Raw genomic sequence first — 19,981 nt, forward strand, 5'->3', positions numbered from 1 at the left:
ACTACTTACAGCAATTCTCAATAAAATTTTAAGGGAAATTTTGGTTGGATTAAAGGAAAAAAAACAAGCCGTGCCCTCAAAGAAGAAGGCGGCTTGCTTTCAGTTTTAAACTTTCAATTTACTTGATTTCGTAGACCCAGCCTTCTGGCGCTTTGATTTCGCCCATCTGGATTCCTGTGAGAGTTTCGCGGAGCTTTTTGAGAACCGGACCGATTTCATCCATGCCGCTCGGAACATTGATTTTTGTGCCGTGGTCATCGATGCAGCCGATTGGGCTGATTACAGCAGCAGTACCGCACAAGCCTACCTCAACGAAGTCTTTGAGCTCGTTCTTGTTGACCTGTCGCTCCTCGACCTCCATGTGGAGATAGTCGCGTGCAACCTGAACGAGTGAGCGTCGTGTGATTGATGGCAAAATGCTGTTTGATTTTGGTGTTACAAGTTTGCCGTCTTTTGTGACGAAGAGGATGTTTGCTCCACCAGTTTCTTCGATATATGTGTGTGTTGCCGGGTCAGTGTACATGTTCTCGGCAAAACCTTTTTTGTGAGCGTCAACGATGTTGTAAAGGCTCATTGCGTAGTTGAGACCAGCCTTGATGTCGCCTGTTCCGTGTGGAGCGGCTCGGTCAAGGTCAGAAAGGCGGACTGTGATTGGCTTTACGCCACCCTTGAAGTATGGACCGACCGGTGTAACCAGAATGCGGAACTGATATTCGTCTGCCGGTTTAACGCCGATAACTGCGCTTGAACCGAACATGTATGGGCGGATGTAGAGAGTTGCTCCGCTTCCAAAAGGAGGTACCCATTCGATATTTGCTTTGATTGTATCGATGACGGCTTTAATCCAGCGGTCTTTTGGGAAGACAGGCATTTCGAGACGTTCACAGCTGTCCTTCATGCGGTCAGCGTTTAAATCAGGGCGGAATGTGACGATTTTTCCGTCTGCTGTTGTGTATGCCTTGAGACCTTCAAAACAAGTTTGTGCATACTGCAAGACTCCAGCACACTCAGAAATTGTGATTGAGTGGTTGCTAGTGAGAGTTCCTTCGTCCCAGGCTCCGTTTTTGTAGTTTGCAACGAAGCTCTTGGTTGTTTCCATGTAACCGAAAGGCAAGTTTGCCCAGTCCAAATCTTTCGCCATTTTTTACCTCGATTGAATAGATTTAAAAGACTTTAGCACAATTTAAAGGAGTTTTCAATCAAATTTTTAAGCTGACCCCGGCTGATTCAAGCGGGCGAAATGCTTATTTTACGCAGACCATGACCACGAAGACTGCCAGGGCTGAAATCTCACAAATCTGGACGAACCAGCCGGCCGTGTCTCCGGTGATTCCGCCGAAATTCCTGACCGCCACAAGAAAATAAAGGCAGAAAATGGAAAGGCTTGTTGCAACCAGAGCAATTCCAAGAAAATTAAAGAAATAGATGAGCAGCATAGAAATCAGTATCAGCCAGAAACTGCACCAGAGGGCCGTAAAATTCTTGATGGTGGCAGATGCAAATGTGTGGACAAGGCCGCTGTCTTTTGCAATTGGAAAAGTCGAGACGGCAAAGGCACTTAAAATCCTTGAAATCATAAAGATACTGAAGAGCGGAAGAAGACTAATCAGATGAAGGGGTCGCCTGAAAACTTCAAGTGAAAGCACGAAATAGCTGAGGAAATAAAGGACGCAGCCGAGGATGGCAAAGGCACCCGAATGACTGTCCTTTAGGATTTCAAGCTTTTTTTCGCGGCTGGCATGGCTTGCAAGGGCGTCGCAGGTGTCCATAAAGCCGTCCAGATGGATTCCTCCTGAAATGAAGACCGGAATCAGGGTGAAAATTAAGGCAAGCAGAGTCGGAGAAAGATTTTTGTGAATCCCAGTCAGATATTGGGCAAAGATAACGAATGCGGCACAGAAAAGGGCAATAAGGGCTCCAACCAGGGGAAAAGTGCACATCATGTAGCGCATGTTTTTTGAATTCCACTCGATCCGGGGCATGGGAATCGCAGAAAAGGTACTGAATGACAGAATAATCGACTTAAAAAAACTCATAAACCTCTCCAAAATTGTTTGACAACAAATTATTTTAATCTATAAAATGAATTATGGTAAGTCTCTATCACTACACTGACTTTAACGCCATGCGCGGAATCATTACAAATGGCGAAATCTGGCTCTGGAATTTGAGGCGCATGAACGACAGCCAGGAAATGAATTACTTCATCAAGGAACTCAAAGCTGCCGTCAAAAAAACTCTTGAGCCTGAGCAATATGCCAAGCTGGAATGTCTTTTCATCGAAAACCTCAAGGATTTCAACAAGCTTTCAAGCTATGCCAGCTGCTTCAGTGAATATTCCGACGATGCGGCTCAGTGGGCACGTTACGCCAAAAACGGAATGGGAGTCTGCATAGCCTTCAACAAAGAGCTTTTGGAAAAAATCGGACTTGCCGGTCACGCTCCCCTCTGCAAGGTCAACTATTCTGAAAATTGCGATGGCCTTGAAATCGTTTCGGAAATCGCAAGGCTTGCCCGCTCGGACTGCAAAAATGATGCGCCAGAGTGCAGGGAGGTCTTTAACAGGCTTGTCACAAGCTCACCGCTTTTCAAGCATCCATCTTTTATCAGCGAAAAGGAATACAGGCTGGTCTCCCTTCCATATAATGTGAGCGAATATCTTGGGGAGCCGCATTTTTTTGTGGAAGAGACAAACATCAAAAAATACTATATTCTTAAATTACGCGAAGTCTGCGAGAGCCTTTCAATTCCCTACCACGAACTTTTCACACAAATCTGCATCGGACCACAGGCGCGTGTTACAAAGGACGTGCTTGCCGACTATTTTGCTTCAACAGGCATGTCAGAGCTTTGCGACAAAATTAAATTATCGGAATGCCCGCTAAGAAGGTTTTAAAATGGAAATTAAAAAATACAAACATTACGTTCAATATTATGAAACCGACAAGATGGGAATCACCCATCACTCAAATTATGTCCGCTGGATGGAAGAAGCCCGCGTTGACTTTTTGAAGCAGATTGGCTGGGATTACGCCCGCCTGGAATCCGAGGGAATCATTTCGCCGGTCGTGGGAGTGAGCTGTAAATACAAACATTCCACCACATTTGCCGACACTGTTACGATTGAAGTTGCGGTCGCCGAGTACAGCGGAATCAAACTCCGCCTCAAATACACGATGACCAACGAAAAGGGCGAAGTCTGCTGCAACGGTGAAAGCGAGCATTGCTTCGTAAATGAAGCCGGAAGAATCATCATGATTAAAAAGGACTATCCGGCCTTTCATGAACTTCTGACATCTTTAATCGAAAAAAGCAACTAAAATAGTTTAAAAGCCCTCAAAAAGGTTTAAAAATCTCCCCGAGAGTGTTATAATTTTAAGAGTAAGTTAAACAACCTGAGGGTTTAGATGAAAAAACGCAGAGAAAAACTACTTTTTAAATTTGCATTTATTTTCACCGTCTTTGCCATGGTCGCTATGTTTCTTGGCAGCATAATGACTTATATCAGTCAGACAAAATCTTATCATAAAGCGGCTCTTGAGAATTTAAGGTGTATTTGTGACTATCTGGAACAGCTGATTCAAGAATCGGGTGATGATTTCGTTATTTATCAAAAGTATTACATGGAGCATTTTTCAGAGGCAAGAATTCCATTCAATTTTACGGAATATCACACGGCTCAGCGTAATTACGAGAAGCTTCTTTCGGAAATGGGCCTCAAAAAAGACGAAAACACCCACTTCAATTTTGACTCATTCACCGAAGAAGCGAAAATGGCCTACTTCATCTACATTCATGAATACTGGCTGCTCACTTTTGAAAATGCCCGCAAGGCTTTTAATCTTCCATATACATATTATCTGGTTCCCAAAGAAGATATTTACAACATGGTCTACATGATTGACGGTGAGCGCACTCCGAGGGGGCTTAACGGTCAGAAAAGTTCCAAAGGTCCTTACCTCTATCTTGGTGATGAATATCATGACCCTTACGAAAAATGTCCTGTTCAGTGGGACACCTGGTTCACCGGCGAAAAGCAGAAGAAATTCCAGGACTGGGACAACGAGTGGGGCAAGACTTACGCATTTTACGTTCCCCTTATCATCAAGGGGCAGAAACTCGGCCTCATCGGTGCAGAATTCCAGGTTGCTGACGTAAACAGGGAAATCTTAAGGAACGCCATCGTCCAGACTTTCGGTGTCGGCGTGGTTCTTATCATCTGTATCATAATCCTCCTGATTTTCATCAACAGAAACTACATCAAGAAAATCGTCCGCCTCGAAGCCAATCTGATTGAATACTCAGAAGAAAAGGATCCCTTTATTGCCCAGAGAATCGAGGCTGAAATCAAGGGCAACGACGAGATTGATTCCCTTTCAAGCCAGTTTGCCTCCCTCATTTTAAGAATCGAGGACTACATCAAGAGCCTTTTGGACACTTCCCAAAAACTCAAGGCCTCTCAGGCCCGGGCTGAAAAGATGGACGCCCTTGCAAATCGTGACGCCCTCACCGGAATTCGCAATAAAACGGCCTATGATAATGAAGTTCGCAGGCTGGAATGGCGTATTGCCGAAGGAAACATCGACTTTGGAATCGCAATGATTGACTTGAACTTCCTCAAAAGGATAAACGATACTTTCGGTCATGAGCAGGGAAACACCGCCATCAAAAAGCTCTGTCTGCTTGTCTGCCAGGTTTTCAAGCATTCGCCTGTTTTCCGGATTGGCGGCGACGAATTTGTCGTAATTCTGGAGCAAACTGATTATAAGGACATCGACATGCTCTGCATGAATTTCAACATTCAGATAGACGCCCTTTCCAAAAACGAAGATTTGCAGCCCTGGGAGCAGGTTTCGGCGGCACTCGGCTATGCCCTCTATGACAAAAATCTTGATTCAAGCGTTCAGACTGTCTTCCGCCGGGCTGACAAGGCAATGTATGCCCGCAAAAAGGAAATGAAGGCTATCCGAAGTCTTTAATTTCTTTAATTATCTGATTTTTTTCATTATAAGCATGGGCACTTCGGTCAAAAGCAAGACCAGAAGAATCATAATCAGTGCCCAGGCGTAGATTTCGTCGTAGTCGTTGAAGTAGGTGCTCGAAAATACAGCCTTGCCCAGTGAATTTTTTGTCTGCACGAGATATTCGGTCGTAATTACGATTTTGATTCCCATTCCCACCGCGTTGATGTAGGCCTGCTTGAGATAGCCCGCCATCAAGGGAATGTAAACCGAAAATAAAATTCTTGGCGTAAAGCTGCTGTTGAGCCGGTAAACGTCTATGAGCTCGCCGTCGATTCTCTTGCAGCCCTCTGCCGTTGCCTCGCTAATCAGGGGAACTAGAATGAGGCTTGCGGCAATATAGGGAACGTTCTTGTACTTTGTGAGCACCATAATTATCACGACAAGCACAATCATCGGGATGGAACGGAGCATGGTCATCAGCGGTTTGAGGAGTTTTTTGAAAAAGCAGGAAAGTCCTTCGACCATGCCGATTGAAATTCCCAGAACTGTGGAAATAATCAGCGAAATAAAGACGTGGGAAAGGGTTGTGAAAATCAGGTGATAGGTGCGGGCACTTGCCAGAAGACGGAAAAATGCCCTTAAGATTACGAAAATGCTTGGGAAGACCAAAGAATCGCCTTTGACCTTCCCTAAAATCTTAATCAGCAGGCCGATTAAGATAATTCCGAGACAAAAAATAAAAGTATTCTTTGCCTTATTCTCCATAATAGAATTCCGGGGCTGGAAGGGCGCCGCCGTACTGCTTGATGTCGAGATTTGCCGTGCTTTCTACCTGAGCTTTAGCCTCTTTTGCGCTCATAAAGCGGATGGCACAGTTTGGAATTGCTGACTCAGCGATTTTTGCGTTGGGCATGATTTCAAGCTTGGCCGCTGCCTTTGCGACTGCCGGAATATTGCTCGCGCACTTTGCACAAGATTCTTCTGCGAGTTTGAGGAAAGCTTCTACTTCTGCCGGGTGCTGCTCGATTGTTTCTGCGCGGACGAAAAGACCTGCCTGGGCAAAGCCGTCAAAGCCGCTTGATTTTTTGTACAAATCGTTGAGGGCGTATGAAGTGATGTTCTTGTTCTTCATTTTTGCGGCTGAAAGAATCGGCTCGGCTGTAAGAACGACTGCATTCGCATCCGAAAGAAGAAGGGCCTGAGTTGCCGCCGCACTTCCAAGATAAGCCACGCTTTTTGGAGTCAGCTTGTTGTTTTGAAGGGTAGCCAGTGCAACCGAAGCGTTGATTGTATTTTCGCCAAACAAAGTGACTTCAGATTTTTTGATGTCCTTGAGCTTGAAGTTCTTTTTTTGTGAAGCGAAATAGAGGTTTCCCCAGGTGACTACCGCTGCCAGTTTGTAGCTGGACTTGCCCATTTTGAAAAGGCGGGCTCCGGCGTTAATCGGTGCGATGATAAAGTCAGCCTTGTTGCCTGCAAATTCTGCGGCAATCGTTTCGGCTGCGATGTAGGTGTAATTTTCTGGATTCTGCTCAGCGAGCGAGGCCAGGGCAAGAGCCGGGGCACCGCTTGGGGAAGCAACTTTGACAGGATATTCCTGAGCAAAGAGAGATGAAAGCAATATAATAGAAGAAAGAGCGATAAAAGAGAGTAATTTTTTCATTCTAAAGCCTCTAGTTCAAAATCTCGTCGGCAAGTTTTTCGAGCTGACTTGTAGTTTCTGCTGTCATTGAGATTTTGACGCTAACTTTTGCCTCACAGATTGTGATGCCTTTGCTCTGTTCGAAAGCGGCTGCCATTGCCTTGTTTGCCATTGGTGCCCAGCTTCCGTTTTCAATCAAGCCCAGCTTTCGGTTCTGGTAATTTCGTTCCGTGAGGTGGCCGATGAAGTCCTTCATGATTGGGAAAATGCCGCCGTTGTAGGTTGTGGTTGCAAGAACAAGCTTGCCGTAGCGGAAGGCGTCTTCTACGCACTCGTAAGTGTCTTCGCGGGCCAGGTCACTGATTGCGACTTTCGGGCAGCCCTTTGCCTTGAGGATTTCGGCGAACTTTTCTGCGACTGCCTTTGTGTGGCCGTAAACTGACGTGTAAAGGACGCAGACTCCCTCGCTCTCAACTCCGTAGCTTGACCAGATGTCGTAGAGTCGGACTGCTTCTTTTGCATCGGCTCCGGTCAAAATCGGGCCGTGTAATGGTGCGATTGTATTGATTTCAAGGGCAGCAGCCTTTTTGAGTACGGCCTGAACGTTTGCTCCGAATTTGCCGACGATGCCGAAATAGTAGCGGCGAGCCTCACAAGCCCAGCCTTCCGGATCCTCAACGTCATTTGCGCCGAATTTTCCGAATCCGTCAGCTGAGAAAAGGACTTTTTCGTTTGATTCGTATGTGAAAATGACTTCCGGCCAGTGAACGTTTGGAGCGGCGATGAAATTGAGGGTGTGCTTGCCCAGTTCAAGCTTGCTTCCCTCTGCAACTACGACCTGCTTGTCTGCAAAGTCAGTGCCGAACATGCTCTTCATCATTACGAAAGCCATTTTTGAAGAGACGATTTTTGCCTCTGGATAGACATCGACAAATTTCTGAATGTTTGATGAGTGGTCCATTTCCATGTGCTGGACGACCAGATAGTCAGGATTTTTGCCGGCCAGAGCCTTTTTGATGTTTGAAAGCCATTCCTCGCCGAAATCTTCGTCAACCGTGTCCATGACTGCGATTTTGTCGTCAAGGATGATGTATGAATTGTAAGCCATTCCGGCTGGAACGTCGAACTGTCCCTCAAAAAGGTCGATTTTGTGGTCATCGACACCGATGTATTTGATTGAATCAGAAAGCTGCATAATGTGCTCCGTTTATTTAAAATGTGTTTAAAAATTATAGCACAGAAGTTATAATAAAGCCATGATTATTTGTCCGGCACAACCTTTTGATATTTTTCAGATTATGAATATTGAACGTCAGTCTTTCATTCCGGCCATTCAGGAAAAAAAGCGGGTTTTTGAAAAGCGGCTCAAGGTCTTTCCCCAGGGATTTCTTGCCCTTGCTGATTGCAGCGAGGAGACTGTCTTAAAGAACAAGGTTGCCCTAGTATGCGGATATCTCTGTGCCGAAAAATGGGATTTTCTGCCTGATTTCAGTGCCTTGAGCGGAATGGACGAAAAAGAGAAGAAATCTTCCCTCAAAAAAATCGAAAAGCGCTTTGCCCTGGGCCACAATCCTCTTCTTACCCACAAGACCAACGGCTGCTTTTTGTATGTCTCGTCATTTGCCCTTTTAAAAGACTACCGGGGCAAGGGATACGGCGAAAAATTCTTTTTGAATTCAGTCGCCGCCCTGTCTTCCGCTGACTCCCAAATCAAAAAAGTAGTGATTCTTGTCGATTCAGAATGGGCTCCAGCCATTAAAATCTACGAAAAGCTTGGCTTCCAGAAGGTCTTTGAGCTGAAGGAATTTTTCCCCACGATTCAGAAAAAGGTAAACGCCGACGGAATCATTATGACTGCCGACGCAGCTTTATTCCGCGACATAGAATTTTCGAAAAGCGAGAACGACCTGAGCGGAATCAGGATTTAGGACTACTTTTTCCAGTAATCAGGGAAGAGGAAGATAATCAGGTTGTAAAGTTCCAGACGGCCTGCAATCATGACAAAGCAATACCAGTATTTCAGGAAGGGTGAGATTATTCCGAAATTCTGACTTGGATTGAGCTGGCCGAAAGCCGGTCCGATGCTTCCAATCATGGAAAGACTTGCCGTGAAGCTGGTGAAAATGTCCAGCCCGCAGAATGTGCTGACCATGGTGCTGATAAAAAGAAGCATGAAATAGACAAAAGTAAATGCCGCTACGTTGAAGACCAAATCCTTTCGCCCTGCCTTTTTATTGATGCTGACCGTGAAAACTCCGTGGGGGTGCAGCATTCTGAGCATTTCGTTCCAGGCCTGCTTTTTGAGCACGACCCAGCGTATGATTTTAAATCCGCCCGAAGTTGAGCCTGAACAGCCGCCTGTAAAGAAGAGCAAAAAGATGAAAAACTGAGCCGCGCTTGGCCATGTCGTAAAGTCGTCGGTTGCGTAGCCCGTGGTAGTCATGACGGAAGCGACCTGAAAGCTTGAATATCTGAGTGCCTTTGCAAAAGAGCCGTAATGTGGAATCAAAACCAGGGTAATGACTCCGATACAAATCAAAAAGAGGGAAATATAGGCCTTTAATTCGGAATTCTTTTTGACTTCATCGAATTTGCCGGTAATCACATAAAAATAAAGGCTGAAGTTTACGCCCGCCAGAAACATGAAGACCGTGCAGACTATTTCGACGGCCAGGGAGTTATAGGCTCCAATGCTGGCATTTCTTGAAGAAAATCCGCCTGTTCCCAGCGTTGAAAAAGCGTGACAAATTGAATCGATTAGGTCCAGACCGCAGATTTTAAGGGCGATTGCGTGAGCCAGAGTGAAGCCAACATACAAAAGCCAGAGGGTTTTTGCCGTATTTGCCATTTTTGGCGTAATCTGACCCTTTTCCGGGCCTGTGCTTTCGGCTTTTATCAGCTGGAAACTGCCCACTCCCAGAAGGGGAAGAAGGGCTACGGTGAGGGCGATGATTCCCATGCCGCCCAGCCAGTGCATCTGGCATCTCCAGAAATTTATTGAGCGGGGAAGGGCTTCGACATCGCCAAGGATTGTGGCTCCTGTCGTTGAAAAGCCCGAAACGCTTTCAAAAAGGGCGTCGTGAAAATTCGGAATTACGCCGGAAAGCAAAAGGGGAACTGAGCCGAAGACGCTGATTGAAAGCCATGCCAGGGCAACAAAGGCAAAAACGCTCCTGATTGAGAATTTGATTTTAGTCTTTTTGCCAGCAAAGTAAAAAATTATTCCGATTAAGAGTGAAGCTCCGAGCGGGATGGCAAAGCTTGGAATCACGCTGAGCTCGCCGCAGGAAAGGGCCGTTAAAATCGGGAAAAGGAGTGAAAGACCGACGATTGCGAGAATGATAAAGATGAGCCGGGCGAAGACGAATATCTGCATTTATTGTTCCGCTCCGAATTTGTGCATTACGTGGTCATTTTCGTTTGCATTGATGATCAAAATGATTTTGTCGTCTGCTTCGAGAACTGTATTTCCGCCTGGGATTGAGAAAGATTCTTCTCCCTTCTTTTGAACCTGAAGGACCAGAAATTTTCCATTTTCGGCTATGTCTTTGAGGGCCTTGCCTTTGACTTCGCTTTCTTCGGGGATGTTGATTTCTGCGATTTCGAGGGTGCCGCCGTTGACCGAGTGGATTCCGGTTACGCTGTCTCCGCGAAGGTGACTCATGATGCTGTCGATGACTGAATCCCGGATTGGGACTGCGACTTCGATTCCGATTTTGCGGGCAACTTCACCAAAGGCCGAGTTTGCTACCAGGGCGATTGAATTTTCTACGCCAAGTGACTCGATGTAGGCCGCCATGACCATGTTCATTTCGTAGTTTTGGGTGGCACAAATCACCAGGTCAAATTTGTCGATTCCTTCTTCCTCAACAAAGCCTTCTTCGGTGATGTCCGCGCAGAAAACCTTTGTGTTTGGGAATTTTTCACTGGCTGCCTTTGCGTTGACTTCATCTGTATCGACAATCACGAAATCCTGGGAAATGCGTGACTTAAAGCCGAAGAGTTTTTTGATTCGGCTTGAGCTTTCTTTTTTAATCAGCCTGTCAGCGACAATCATGCCGATTCGGTTTGCGCCCACAAGAGCGATTTTTTTGACATCCTTGAGCTTTGAGCCGCAGAGGGCCAGCATTTCCGGCAAGTCAGAGCGGCGCATGAGAAGACCCAGGCAGTCTCCGCCGTGCAAAATCGTGCCGCCGCTTGGAAGCTCTGTTTCGCCGTTGCTTTCGACGTAGCCGACCAGAAACTGCTTTTCAGTCATTTTACGCATGTTTTGAAGGGCAATTCCGTCCAGCCGGCTTGATTTTTCGACGGTCACGCGGATCAGTTCGTAAGAAGAATTGTCAAATTGAAGGGAATCCGTGATGGCTCCGTGCTCAACTGCCGCAACAATGGCCTCAGCCGCCTCAACGTCAGGGTGAACCATAAAGTCAATTCCGTAGAGGTGACGGTTTTCGGTTGAAAGCTTGGTGGCGTGCTTTTGGGTGGCCGTGCTTGTGTTCATGTAATATGCGTAATTTCGTACCCGGGCAATTTTGAGAACATTCGGATAAACGGAATCAACGAGAGAGCAGGTAATCATGTTTACTTCATCGTTTGAAGTTACACAGACAAGGGCGTCCGCGTCTTCGATTCCGGCTTCTTCAAGAGTGTCGAGGTTGTTTCCGTCGGCCTGAATTACATTGCAGTCAAGTCTGTTGGATGCGTGCCGGACAGTAGTTTCGTCATTGTCGATGAGAACGACATCATTCTTTCCATTAATAAGACGCTTTGCAAGTTGAGTTCCTGTGAATCCTGCGCCAACAATTACGATTTTCATTAAGAGTATTTTAGCGTGTTGTTAAAATCTCTTCCACATGCTAGTATTTTATTTGTATGAAAAAATTTGCTTTTCTTTCTCTTGTTACGCTTTTTTCTCTAATTTTCTCTTCTTGTGAGCAAAAAATGTCCAAAGATGTTTTGCGCATCAACGTTGCTTCCGAGCCAGATTCTTTTTTTCCCTGGGAGTCTGCGGCGGCTGATACGGCTGCAATTTATTACAATATTTTTGACGGACTTTTCTCTTTTGACGAGAGGGGCAAAATTCATCCGGCCCTTTGCGAATCCTATGAAATTTCAAGCGACAAGCTGACTTACACTTTCCGTCTTCGTCAGGGCGTTAAATTCCACAATGGTGCTGATTTTACCAGCACTGACTGTTTCTACACTTACGAAAATCTTGCAGGCTTAAATGGAAAGGCCGTTAAATCTGACATGATGGCAAGTTCGATTGAATCAATCGAAGCCCCTGACAGATACACTTTTGTAATCAAGACCAAAAATCCTTTGGGCGGTTTTCTTGCCCTCAACATCTGTCCGATTCTGCCTGTTGGCTACACGAATCACGCTGAAAATCCGATCGGAACAGGTGCCTACAAATTCGTGGAATACCAGCCCCATGAGAAAGTCGTTCTGGAAAAGAACGAAAATTACTGGAATTCTGAAAATGAGCCCAAAATCCACCGCATAGAAATCTATGTCATGAGTGACGAACAGGCAATTCTTTCGGCCTTGCAGGCAAAAAAACTGGACATCGGTCAGATGCTTTCAGCTGAAAACGCAAAATCCCTCGAAAAGAAATTCCGGCTTTTTTCTGCCCCTCAGAACATGGTTCAGGTTCTTGGCCTCAACAATTCAGTAAAGCCTTTTGACAATCCCCTTGTCCGCCAGGCAATCACAATGGCTATAAACAAGGACGAAGTTATTGACGGCGCCATGGACGGTTTCGGAACAAAGCTCTACAGCAATTTTTCTCCGGTTTTGGGCGAATATTACAACGACCGCCTTTCAGAAATCTACAAAAATGATGCGGCGACTGCAAAAAGTCTTCTCGCTTCTGCAGGCTACGGCAACGGTTTTGATTTGGAAATCACTGTTCCAATCAACTACCGCATTCACGTCGATACAGCTCAGATTGTCGCAAGGCAGCTTGAGCAGATTGGAATCCGCTGCAACATCAAGCCGGTTGACTGGGCTGACTGGCTTGATCAGGTTTACACCAAATTTGATTATCAGGCCACGATTATTGCCTTTGGCGGAAAACTTGAGCCGGGCGAAGTCTTGCAGAGATATTTTTCTTCTTACAAGCGCAATTTTACCCGCTACAACAATCCTGTTTTCGACGAGACCTTCACAAAGGCAGGGCTTGAGACAGATTTGAACAAGCGAATCAAATATTACAAGTACTGTCAGGAATTGCTGGCAAAATCAGCTCCGGCTGTCTTCATCGCTGACCCAAACAACACAGTCCTGCTTCGAAAGGATGTCCGCGGTTTTGACGTTTATCCGGTGCTTTTCTACAACTTCGCCAAAATGTATTTCGAATAATTATGAAAAAATATCTTTCCCTTTCATTTGATGACGGCCCCAACCTCGCAGGCGATTCAACAATGAGCGACATGCTTGATATTCTTGAAAAGCAGGGTGTTCCGGCCTCATTTTTTTTGATTGGGGAAAAAATCTCTGAGGAAAATATTCCTGTCATAAAGCGGGCCCTCGAAATGGGCTGCGACATCGAAAATCATTCATGGACCCACCCGGACATGACAAAGCTGACGGCCGCCCAGATAATCGAAGAATACGAAAAAACTGACCGGGCAATCAGCAAAGTCACCGGTAAAATCCCGGAATTCTTTCGTCCGCCCTACATTTCCGTGAATCAGACTGTCTTCGACTCAATAAAAACCCCCTTCATCTGCGGAAAAGACTGCCGTGACTGGGAAGATGATTTTGGCGTGGAAGACAGACTCAAGATGCTGCTCGACGGCGTTAAGGACGGAACGATTTTCCTCCTTCATGTAACCGACGGCAACACCAAGACCCTCAAGGTGGTTGAACGCGCCATCCCTCTTTTGAAGTCCCAGGGCTATGAATTTGTGACCGTGCCCAAACTTTTTGAAATCCGCGGGATAGAAAAGACAAATAATGGCAAATTGCGGACATTTCTTTAATACTTTCTCAAATTGACATGTTTTTTTATTTAAGATAGGCTTAACTCCATGGAAAAAGTTGTTTTTGGCAGTCAGGCTGAAGTTCTGGTCGTTGATGATTCGAGCATGATTCTTTCATTGATGCGCCGGATTCTTGATAAAACCTACATCGTTCATGCTGTTGCTTCTGGCGAAGAATGCCTTGAATTCGTGCAGTCACACATACCGGATCTGATTCTCCTTGATTTTCACATGACGGGAATCGACGGACTGGAAACTCTACACCGTTTAAAAAGCAATCCGGAGACAAATTTGATTCCGGTAATTTTTTTGACCGGAGACGAGCATAACGAAACAGAAATACAAAGCCTGCATGACGGAGCAATAGATTTCATTTCAAAAAATCCTCTGGTTCCCGGAGTCCTCCTTCAGCGTGTCAAAAATACCCTGGCCCTTACCCTGCTTCAGAAAAAGCTTCAGGAAGAAGTCAACCGGCAGACCCTTCAAATCAAAGTCCTTACCCGAGAAATTACCGAAGCCCTTGCAAAAACCGTCGATGCCAAAGACCATTACACCAGGGGCCATTCACAGCGGGTTGCAAATTATTCGGCAGAAATCGCCCGCCGCATGGGAAAGTCACCCAAAGAGCAGGAGGAAATTTATTACATGGGACTCCTTCATGACATCGGAAAAATCGGAGTCGCAGGGAGCATAATCCGCAAAAATGCCCGCCTCACCGAAGACGAATTTGAAGAAGTCAAGGAACACCCCATGGCAGGCTACGAAATCCTCAAAACAATTACAGTCCTTCCAAATCTTCCTCTGGGAGCAAAATATCATCACGAGCACTTTGACGGCTCAGGTTACCCGGACGGCCTCAAAGGCTATCAGATTCCGGAAGTTGCCCGAATTATCGCCGTGGCCGATGTCTACGATGCCATGACCAGCAAGCGGGCTTATTCAGAAATCCGACCCCAGGCAGTAGTCAGGGCGGAAATCGAGCGCTGTCGAGGCACTTACTTTGACCCGGACATCGCCAACGTCATGCTCCGTATGATTGATGAGGATATTGATTATTCAATGCGGGAAGTTCTATAAGAAAACACTAAGAAAAAATACTCTCAAATTGATTTGCTGAGAAAGTGTGTTATACTTAATTGTATAATAAAAGTAAGTAGGTATGAGAGTTTTGAAAAGTTACATTGTTTTTTTGCTGTTGCCCTTCCTGTCAGCGCATATTTTTGCTGAGCCTTCTGGTATTTCCGGAGGTCCTGGTCATTCTGGCGGCTTTGGCGGCCCTGCAGGCGGTTTTTCCGGTGGCCCTGCTGGTCCTTCAGGTCCAGGTATCGGCGGCCGTGCTCCTTCTGGCGGTCCTTCAATAGCAGGCATTGCTTCAGCCCATGCAGGTGATTTTGGAGGCCACATTTCTCCTTCAGCCCCTTCCGCTCCCAATTCGCATACTCCTGGCCATTCAGCTCCATCAAATTTACCCGACTACGAAATAATGAACTATCGCGGTACAAGAACTGCCGCAAATAAAAAAGATTTTTCCCTTCAGAGCATAAAAAGCAACCTTTCAGATGATGACATGCTCACTCTTGAGATTCGCTTCAATCAGAGCGTAAATCCATTGTCTTTTAAAGACGAATCTATTATTCTTGACGGTGAAAATATTTGTAATGAAGCAAAACTGGTTTTCAATAAAAAGGGCGATACCTTAAAGATATCCGTTCCATTTGAAAATAAAAGTTTTTCTCTTCTGGTGCAAAATGTCGAGTCTTTTGGCGGTAAAAAAATAAATCCAGTTGAGTTAAAGAACATAAATGCGGGGAGTACGGTGAAGAATCTCAAGAAGGCCGGGGGCAAAAATGAATAGCGAAAAAAATGCAGGCATCAAGGTTTTAGTAGTAGAAGATGACAAGGGAATTTCCGATTTCATCATCCCTGAGCTCAAATACGAAGGCTTTGTCGTTTGCCTTGCTGAAAACGGACGTCAGGCGCTCGAAAAGTTTGAGACAGAAAAGCCGGATTTAATCCTCCTTGATGTCATGCTGCCTGAACTCAGCGGATTTGAAGTCCTGCGCAGGATTCGTGCCGTTTCAAATGTTCCTATTATCCTCGAAACTGCCCGCGGCGAAACAATCGACAAAATCACTGGCCTCAATGCTGGTGCCGACGATTACATTTCCAAGCCCTTTGAAATCGAAGAGCTGCTGGCCCGAATCAACGCCCTTTTCCGAAGAATCAATTCCTTCAAGCCTGCCGAAGAAAAATTTTCTGTACGCGGACTTTCCCTCAATGTAAGCAGGATGAGCTGCAGCATCGGCGAGCATGAAATCGTCCTTTCCAAAACAGAATTCCTCATGCTCAAGTGCTTTATTGAAAATCAGGGCAAGGTTCTTTCCCGCACGGACATTATCGATGTAATCTGGGGCAAAGGCCACTGCATCGACGAAAATACGGTTGACGTTTATGTCGGCTATATCCGCTCAAAAATTTCCGAAGTTTCCGAAGAAGAATTCATCAAAACCGTGCGCGGAGTCGGCTATCTCATGGAATAGGCTCAAGCGATTCTGATGAAGCCAAAATTTCTTAATTCATTTTCAGTCAGACTTTCCCTCCGATTCATGTTCATCATGACCGGAGCTGTCGTTTTCCTTTCTCTTGCCTTTCTCTTTTTTGTCCAGTCTCTCGTTGATAAAAATCAGAATATGGAGCTCATGGTTGCTGAAGATGTCGTTTTTGAAAAACTGGAAGAAGCCCGCTTAACGAGTGAATTCGGCTCAAAACTGGGCGAGTCCCTGGGCTCAATTCAGGCCCTTCCTTATTACATAACTTACATCATTTACGATGCAAAGGATTTTACCCTTCTTGCCACAAACGATCCCTTCCTGCCTTATCTCGAAGATTCCAAAGGTAAGGTAAATCATTACTTTGAAAAGAATTACTTTTTCGACGGAGACTTGAACATCATCTACTATGCAGAAAAACACGCCGAGTCCCAGAATGAAATTATCGTAGCCGTCGCGATAAACATGGATTTCAACACGATGGCAAAAATGTTTTCGAATTTGCCATTTGCCCTGCTTTTCATGGCGATTCCAATCCTTCTTCTTTCCTTCTTGATTTCATTTTTCATCACCAAAAAAATAATCAGTCCGGTCGTCAAGATCACAAGGGCTGCCCAGTCGGTAACAATCGAAAATCTTTCTGATTTGCTGCCTCTTTCCGGCAATGACGACGAAATCGACGAGCTTTCCGAGACCTTCAACTCGCTTTTCCTTAGGCTCAAGCAGGATTTTGACCGGGAACGCCAGTTTTCAAGCGATGTTTCCCATGAACTTAACACGCCTCTTACGGTAATTTCGGGGCAGACGAACCTTCTTCTGCGCTGGGGCAAGGATAGTCCTGAGCAGCTGGAAAAGTCACTGAACGCAATCAAAACTGAGTCCAAGACCATGCAGGCAATCATAGCCAATCTCCTGCAAATTTCCCGGATCGAAAGCGGCAGAATCAAGCCTCAGATTTCACAGGTTTCTTTGGCGGATATGTTCAGTTGGCTGACCGAAGAATTCAGCGAGATTGCACCAAGGGCAGAAATTATTTCCGAGGCAAACGGAATCGTCATCTCCACGGACGAAGAAATGCTCCATCAGGTTTTAACGGTTCTGATTTCAAACAGCATAAAATACGCCGGTCAGACATGCAGAATCAATTTAACGGCCTATAAAAAAGAAAACGTGATTATTATAGAAGAAAACGATGACGGCCCGGGCTTCTTAAAGGAAACTCTTCCCCATATTTTCGAGCGTTTTTACCGGGGAGACGAATCCCACACAAGAAAAGTCGCGGGATCCGGTCTGGGACTTGCAATCGCACAAACTTTGTGCACGGCCCTAAACGCCAAAATAAAAGCCCGCAACATGGTTCCCCACGGTGCAGGCTTTACGATTGAATTCCTTTTTGCATAAGCCGATTCTGAATAGCAAGAAAACAGGCGGAATCTGGGTTCTGGCACGAAATCGCCTGAGCTTTGCTCACTGCGATGTTCGGGACAGGTTCCAGATGGGAGCCTGTTTTTTGATGGACTTACGCAATGTTAATCTGAATCTTGCGAGGTGCGGCTTCTGCCTTTCGCGGAATCTTAATGGTCAGGACGCCGTTTTTGAATCCTGCTGTTACGCCCTCAGCATCGATGTCTTTCGGCAATGTGAAGCTTCGACGGAATGAAGGTCGGCGACGCTCACGGAGAAGATACTGTGGTTTTTCCTCTTTATCCTCATGTTTTTCGTGCTTGTCGCTCTTGTCTTCAATCTGTTTTGCAGCTGCTTTTTCAGAAGAGATTGTAAGTACGCCATCGTTAAGCTCAAGGCTTACATCATTCTCAGTTCTGCCAGGCAAATCCATGTCGAGGACATAAGAATCTTTGTTCTCAGTTACGTCAACATCAGGAACATTAGAGCTGTTGCAAAGTCCCTCAGTTCCATAAAAATCGTTGTTGAGCCAGTCGTTAAAAAGTGAAAGTGCGTTCATAAAAAACCTCCTATGATTAGCTCCGCGCTAACAGCGTTGAAGGAGCAATTGTTTGTAATTTAGTTTAGTTTCCGGGAATCTTCCGTTCCCGTATCAGATTTTCGTCTGACACTAAAGATATAGCAGAAAGCGTGCCAAGAATCAAAAATACCTCCTGTAATTTTGATTCTACCGAGAAAATTCTGTTCTGTTTTTAGGTTTTCGGGGAGTTCCCGCTTCGCGGTCGGGCCTTTCGTGGTTCCGCGCAGCCGCGCTCCATTACCTTCGGTAACTTATGCCACTACAGTCCCTAACTCTTGGATAAATATTCCTCACTGTGTCAAAATTTCCTGTAAAACTGTGTCAATTTTACTCACTTTCTTTAAGACTTATCTTTTTTTATGTTTCACTTTGCCTTTTCGCTGATTTTTTGGTATCTTTATATCGTGGCAATTTCAATTGAAAATTTTTTAACTAATTTCCTCAGAACCTATCCCATGCCATTTTCCGCCAAGGAATTGCTGGCAATGCTGTGTGGGCTTGGACATAAAATCACGCTTGCCGAACTGACTGACTTCCTTGATAACGATGTGCGTGCTTTCGCCCTGCAGAAAAAAATGTACATAACCCGTGCCGGAGCATTTACCGGCCAGCTTTTCAGTTTCGTTCCCACCCAGCGTGAAGTTGAGCAGAAGGTTTTTGTTCCAGGCGACCGCTGCATGCCTTTCGTAGATCTGGATCTTTTATCCTTTTCACTCACCTTCGAATTTATGGGACAGACTCTTCCTCATAAACTCTTCGCAACTGACTGCAATACAGCCAGGGACATGTTCTGCCTCTACGGTGACGAATTTTCTGCTCAATATATCAGTTCAGACCCGGCTTGCAGGGATTTGCACATAGCGGAGCGGGATTTCGAGCTTCCTTTAAAAATGAACCTCACCGGCGTTTCCCTTGAGCCGATTTTTGATAAGGTTGACTTCAAATATGGCGACAGAATTTTGTGCCGGGTTTATGACTGGGACAAGGGCGTCATCGAAGTCATCCCGATTCTTGAGCACAAGCTCAATCCTTTCCAAATCAGCGCTGACGACATGGAGCGCCACAAGTGGTACGAAAATCTCGAAAAGGCCTTGATTGCCAGTTTTGACAGCATGGGGCCATGTTCGGGCATCGAAGAGCAGCTGGCAAACGTCTTCTACGAAAACCGCAAGGAACTCTGCGTGCCAAACTGCGGTTCCATTCATGAATTCCTCGAAATTTCAAAAAAGGTTGGCATGGAGCTTTTCGGTGTTGAAACCCGCCTCTGGTTTAAGGGCAAGGACGTTCCGGCTGTCGGCAAGTGGAATCAGGGCTTGTACGAGGAAACGGGCAGGGCAATTCCATTCTTCGCCCTTCCGGACTTTGTAATCGACTGCTACATCAAGGATCAGATGTACGAAAAAAAGGACGACATCAAGGAAATCATCGAAAAAATCATTCCAAAAGAGCTGCCTATATCAAAAGAAGAAAAGGACATGCTCGCATTGCAAATAGAGAATAGAAATGCTATACTTCGCAAGCAATATAACTGGTTTGCAGACTTTGCGAATGGTTCACTCCGTCATCGTGCGCTCAAGCTTTTTGGAGAAGTTGGTTCTCTTGTTTTTGAACTTGACTGCGATAATAAAGAACTGGACATGCTTCCTCAGCAGGAACTTGTCACGCTTTCCCAGTTGTACACGCATATATCACGGATCCTGGAGATTTTATCTGAGGATTCTGAATGTGAAGAAGAAGAGGCGTGTGCGATGGAGCTTTCCCTTGAGGGCATGGAGATGAACTTCGAGGACATAAAACCGCTATTAATTTCGGCCTTGGATAAGGTCAAAAAGAATAGATTTAATGTTATCTAGCAG

At 45.6% G+C, this 19,981-nt stretch carries 19 protein-coding genes; 11 read left to right on the plus strand and 8 right to left on the minus strand.

Features of this window, described 5'->3' with window-relative positions:
• Positions 1–118: 118 nt before the first annotated feature.
• Positions 119–1,141 carry a branched-chain amino acid aminotransferase gene (locus tag HNP76_RS11670; protein WP_184660712.1) on the minus strand — a complete coding sequence of 341 codons (1,023 nt, stop codon included), beginning with the start codon at positions 1,139–1,141 and terminating at the stop codon, positions 119–121.
• Between the two features lie 103 nt (positions 1,142–1,244).
• On the minus strand, positions 1,245–2,036 hold the full coding sequence (locus HNP76_RS11675; RefSeq protein WP_184660714.1) for an adenosylcobinamide-GDP ribazoletransferase: 792 nt from the start codon (positions 2,034–2,036) through the stop codon (positions 1,245–1,247).
• Positions 2,037–2,089: 53 nt separating this feature from the next.
• Between HNP76_RS11675 and HNP76_RS11680 the strand changes: the two genes are divergently transcribed.
• From HNP76_RS11680 to HNP76_RS11690, 3 genes are all read left to right on the plus strand, one after another.
• Positions 2,090–2,896: a DUF2971 domain-containing protein gene (locus HNP76_RS11680; protein WP_184660716.1), complete on the plus strand. Its 807-nt coding sequence runs from the start codon at positions 2,090–2,092 to the stop codon at positions 2,894–2,896.
• Between the two features lies 1 nt (position 2,897).
• Positions 2,898–3,320 (plus strand): acyl-CoA thioesterase, encoded by a 423-nt coding sequence (locus HNP76_RS11685; RefSeq protein ID WP_221301075.1) that lies wholly within the window; start codon positions 2,898–2,900, stop codon positions 3,318–3,320.
• An 87-nt stretch (positions 3,321–3,407) separates the two neighbouring features.
• On the plus strand, positions 3,408–4,979 hold the full coding sequence (locus tag HNP76_RS11690; protein WP_184660718.1) for a GGDEF domain-containing protein: 1,572 nt from the start codon (positions 3,408–3,410) through the stop codon (positions 4,977–4,979).
• A 9-nt stretch (positions 4,980–4,988) separates the two neighbouring features.
• On the opposite strand, the gene HNP76_RS11695 is transcribed toward HNP76_RS11690, so the two are convergent.
• Genes HNP76_RS11695 through HNP76_RS11705 form a run of 3 tightly spaced genes read right to left on the minus strand, consistent with a single transcriptional unit; the run spans position 4,989 to position 7,801 of the window.
• Complete coding sequence (locus HNP76_RS11695) at positions 4,989–5,729, minus strand: ABC transporter permease (protein WP_184660720.1); 741 nt, start codon at positions 5,727–5,729, stop codon at positions 4,989–4,991.
• Positions 5,719–6,627 carry a substrate-binding domain-containing protein gene (locus HNP76_RS11700; protein WP_184660721.1) on the minus strand — a complete coding sequence of 303 codons (909 nt, stop codon included), beginning with the start codon at positions 6,625–6,627 and terminating at the stop codon, positions 5,719–5,721. The genes HNP76_RS11695 and HNP76_RS11700 overlap by 11 nt, the downstream gene beginning before the upstream one ends.
• 10 nt (positions 6,628–6,637) lie before the next feature.
• Positions 6,638–7,801: an FprA family A-type flavoprotein gene (locus HNP76_RS11705; protein ID WP_184660723.1), complete on the minus strand. Its 1,164-nt coding sequence runs from the start codon at positions 7,799–7,801 to the stop codon at positions 6,638–6,640.
• A 103-nt stretch (positions 7,802–7,904) separates the two neighbouring features.
• On the opposite strand from HNP76_RS11705, the gene HNP76_RS11710 reads away from it, so the two are divergent.
• Positions 7,905–8,534 carry a GNAT family N-acetyltransferase gene (locus tag HNP76_RS11710; RefSeq protein WP_184660725.1) on the plus strand — a complete coding sequence of 210 codons (630 nt, stop codon included), beginning with the start codon at positions 7,905–7,907 and terminating at the stop codon, positions 8,532–8,534.
• A 2-nt stretch (positions 8,535–8,536) separates the two neighbouring features.
• On the opposite strand, the gene HNP76_RS11715 is transcribed toward HNP76_RS11710, so the two are convergent.
• Positions 8,537–9,982: a TrkH family potassium uptake protein gene (locus tag HNP76_RS11715; RefSeq protein WP_184660727.1), complete on the minus strand. Its 1,446-nt coding sequence runs from the start codon at positions 9,980–9,982 to the stop codon at positions 8,537–8,539.
• Positions 9,983–11,422 (minus strand): NAD-binding protein, encoded by a 1,440-nt coding sequence (locus HNP76_RS11720; protein ID WP_184660729.1) that lies wholly within the window; start codon positions 11,420–11,422, stop codon positions 9,983–9,985.
• 56 nt (positions 11,423–11,478) lie between these two features.
• On the opposite strand from HNP76_RS11720, the gene HNP76_RS11725 reads away from it, so the two are divergent.
• The 6 genes from HNP76_RS11725 to HNP76_RS11750 all read left to right on the plus strand — a co-directional run bounded on the left by HNP76_RS11725 (position 11,479) and on the right by HNP76_RS11750 (position 17,542).
• Positions 11,479–12,969, plus strand: coding sequence for an ABC transporter substrate-binding protein (locus tag HNP76_RS11725; protein ID WP_184660730.1), 1,491 nt, complete (start codon positions 11,479–11,481; stop codon positions 12,967–12,969).
• A gap of 2 nt (positions 12,970–12,971) precedes the next feature.
• On the plus strand, positions 12,972–13,592 hold the full coding sequence (locus tag HNP76_RS11730; protein ID WP_184660732.1) for a polysaccharide deacetylase family protein: 621 nt from the start codon (positions 12,972–12,974) through the stop codon (positions 13,590–13,592).
• A 48-nt stretch (positions 13,593–13,640) separates the two neighbouring features.
• Positions 13,641–14,669 carry an HD domain-containing phosphohydrolase gene (locus HNP76_RS11735; RefSeq protein WP_184660734.1) on the plus strand — a complete coding sequence of 343 codons (1,029 nt, stop codon included), beginning with the start codon at positions 13,641–13,643 and terminating at the stop codon, positions 14,667–14,669.
• 82 nt (positions 14,670–14,751) lie between these two features.
• Positions 14,752–15,447, plus strand: a complete 696-nt coding sequence (locus HNP76_RS11740; RefSeq protein ID WP_184660736.1) for a hypothetical protein — start codon at positions 14,752–14,754, stop codon at positions 15,445–15,447.
• Positions 15,440–16,132, plus strand: a complete 693-nt coding sequence (locus HNP76_RS11745) for a response regulator transcription factor (RefSeq protein WP_184660738.1) — start codon at positions 15,440–15,442, stop codon at positions 16,130–16,132. The genes HNP76_RS11740 and HNP76_RS11745 overlap by 8 nt, the downstream gene beginning before the upstream one ends.
• Positions 16,133–16,147: 15 nt before the next feature.
• A complete protein-coding gene (locus HNP76_RS11750; protein WP_184660740.1) occupies positions 16,148–17,542 on the plus strand; it encodes a sensor histidine kinase in 1,395 nt (464 codons plus the stop codon).
• 118 nt (positions 17,543–17,660) lie between these two features.
• On the opposite strand, the gene HNP76_RS11755 is transcribed toward HNP76_RS11750, so the two are convergent.
• Entirely contained in the window at positions 17,661–18,104 is a 444-nt protein-coding gene (locus HNP76_RS11755; RefSeq protein ID WP_184660742.1) for an Hsp20/alpha crystallin family protein, read from the minus strand.
• Between the two features lie 506 nt (positions 18,105–18,610).
• Here HNP76_RS11755 and HNP76_RS11760 point away from each other — a divergent pair.
• Complete coding sequence (locus HNP76_RS11760; protein ID WP_184660743.1) at positions 18,611–19,978, plus strand: hypothetical protein; 1,368 nt, start codon at positions 18,611–18,613, stop codon at positions 19,976–19,978.
• Positions 19,979–19,981: the final 3 nt, after the last annotated feature.

This window comes from Treponema ruminis (assembly GCF_014201975.1).
In the GTDB taxonomy this organism is placed as follows: Bacteria; Spirochaetota; Spirochaetia; order Treponematales; family Treponemataceae; genus Treponema_D; species Treponema_D ruminis.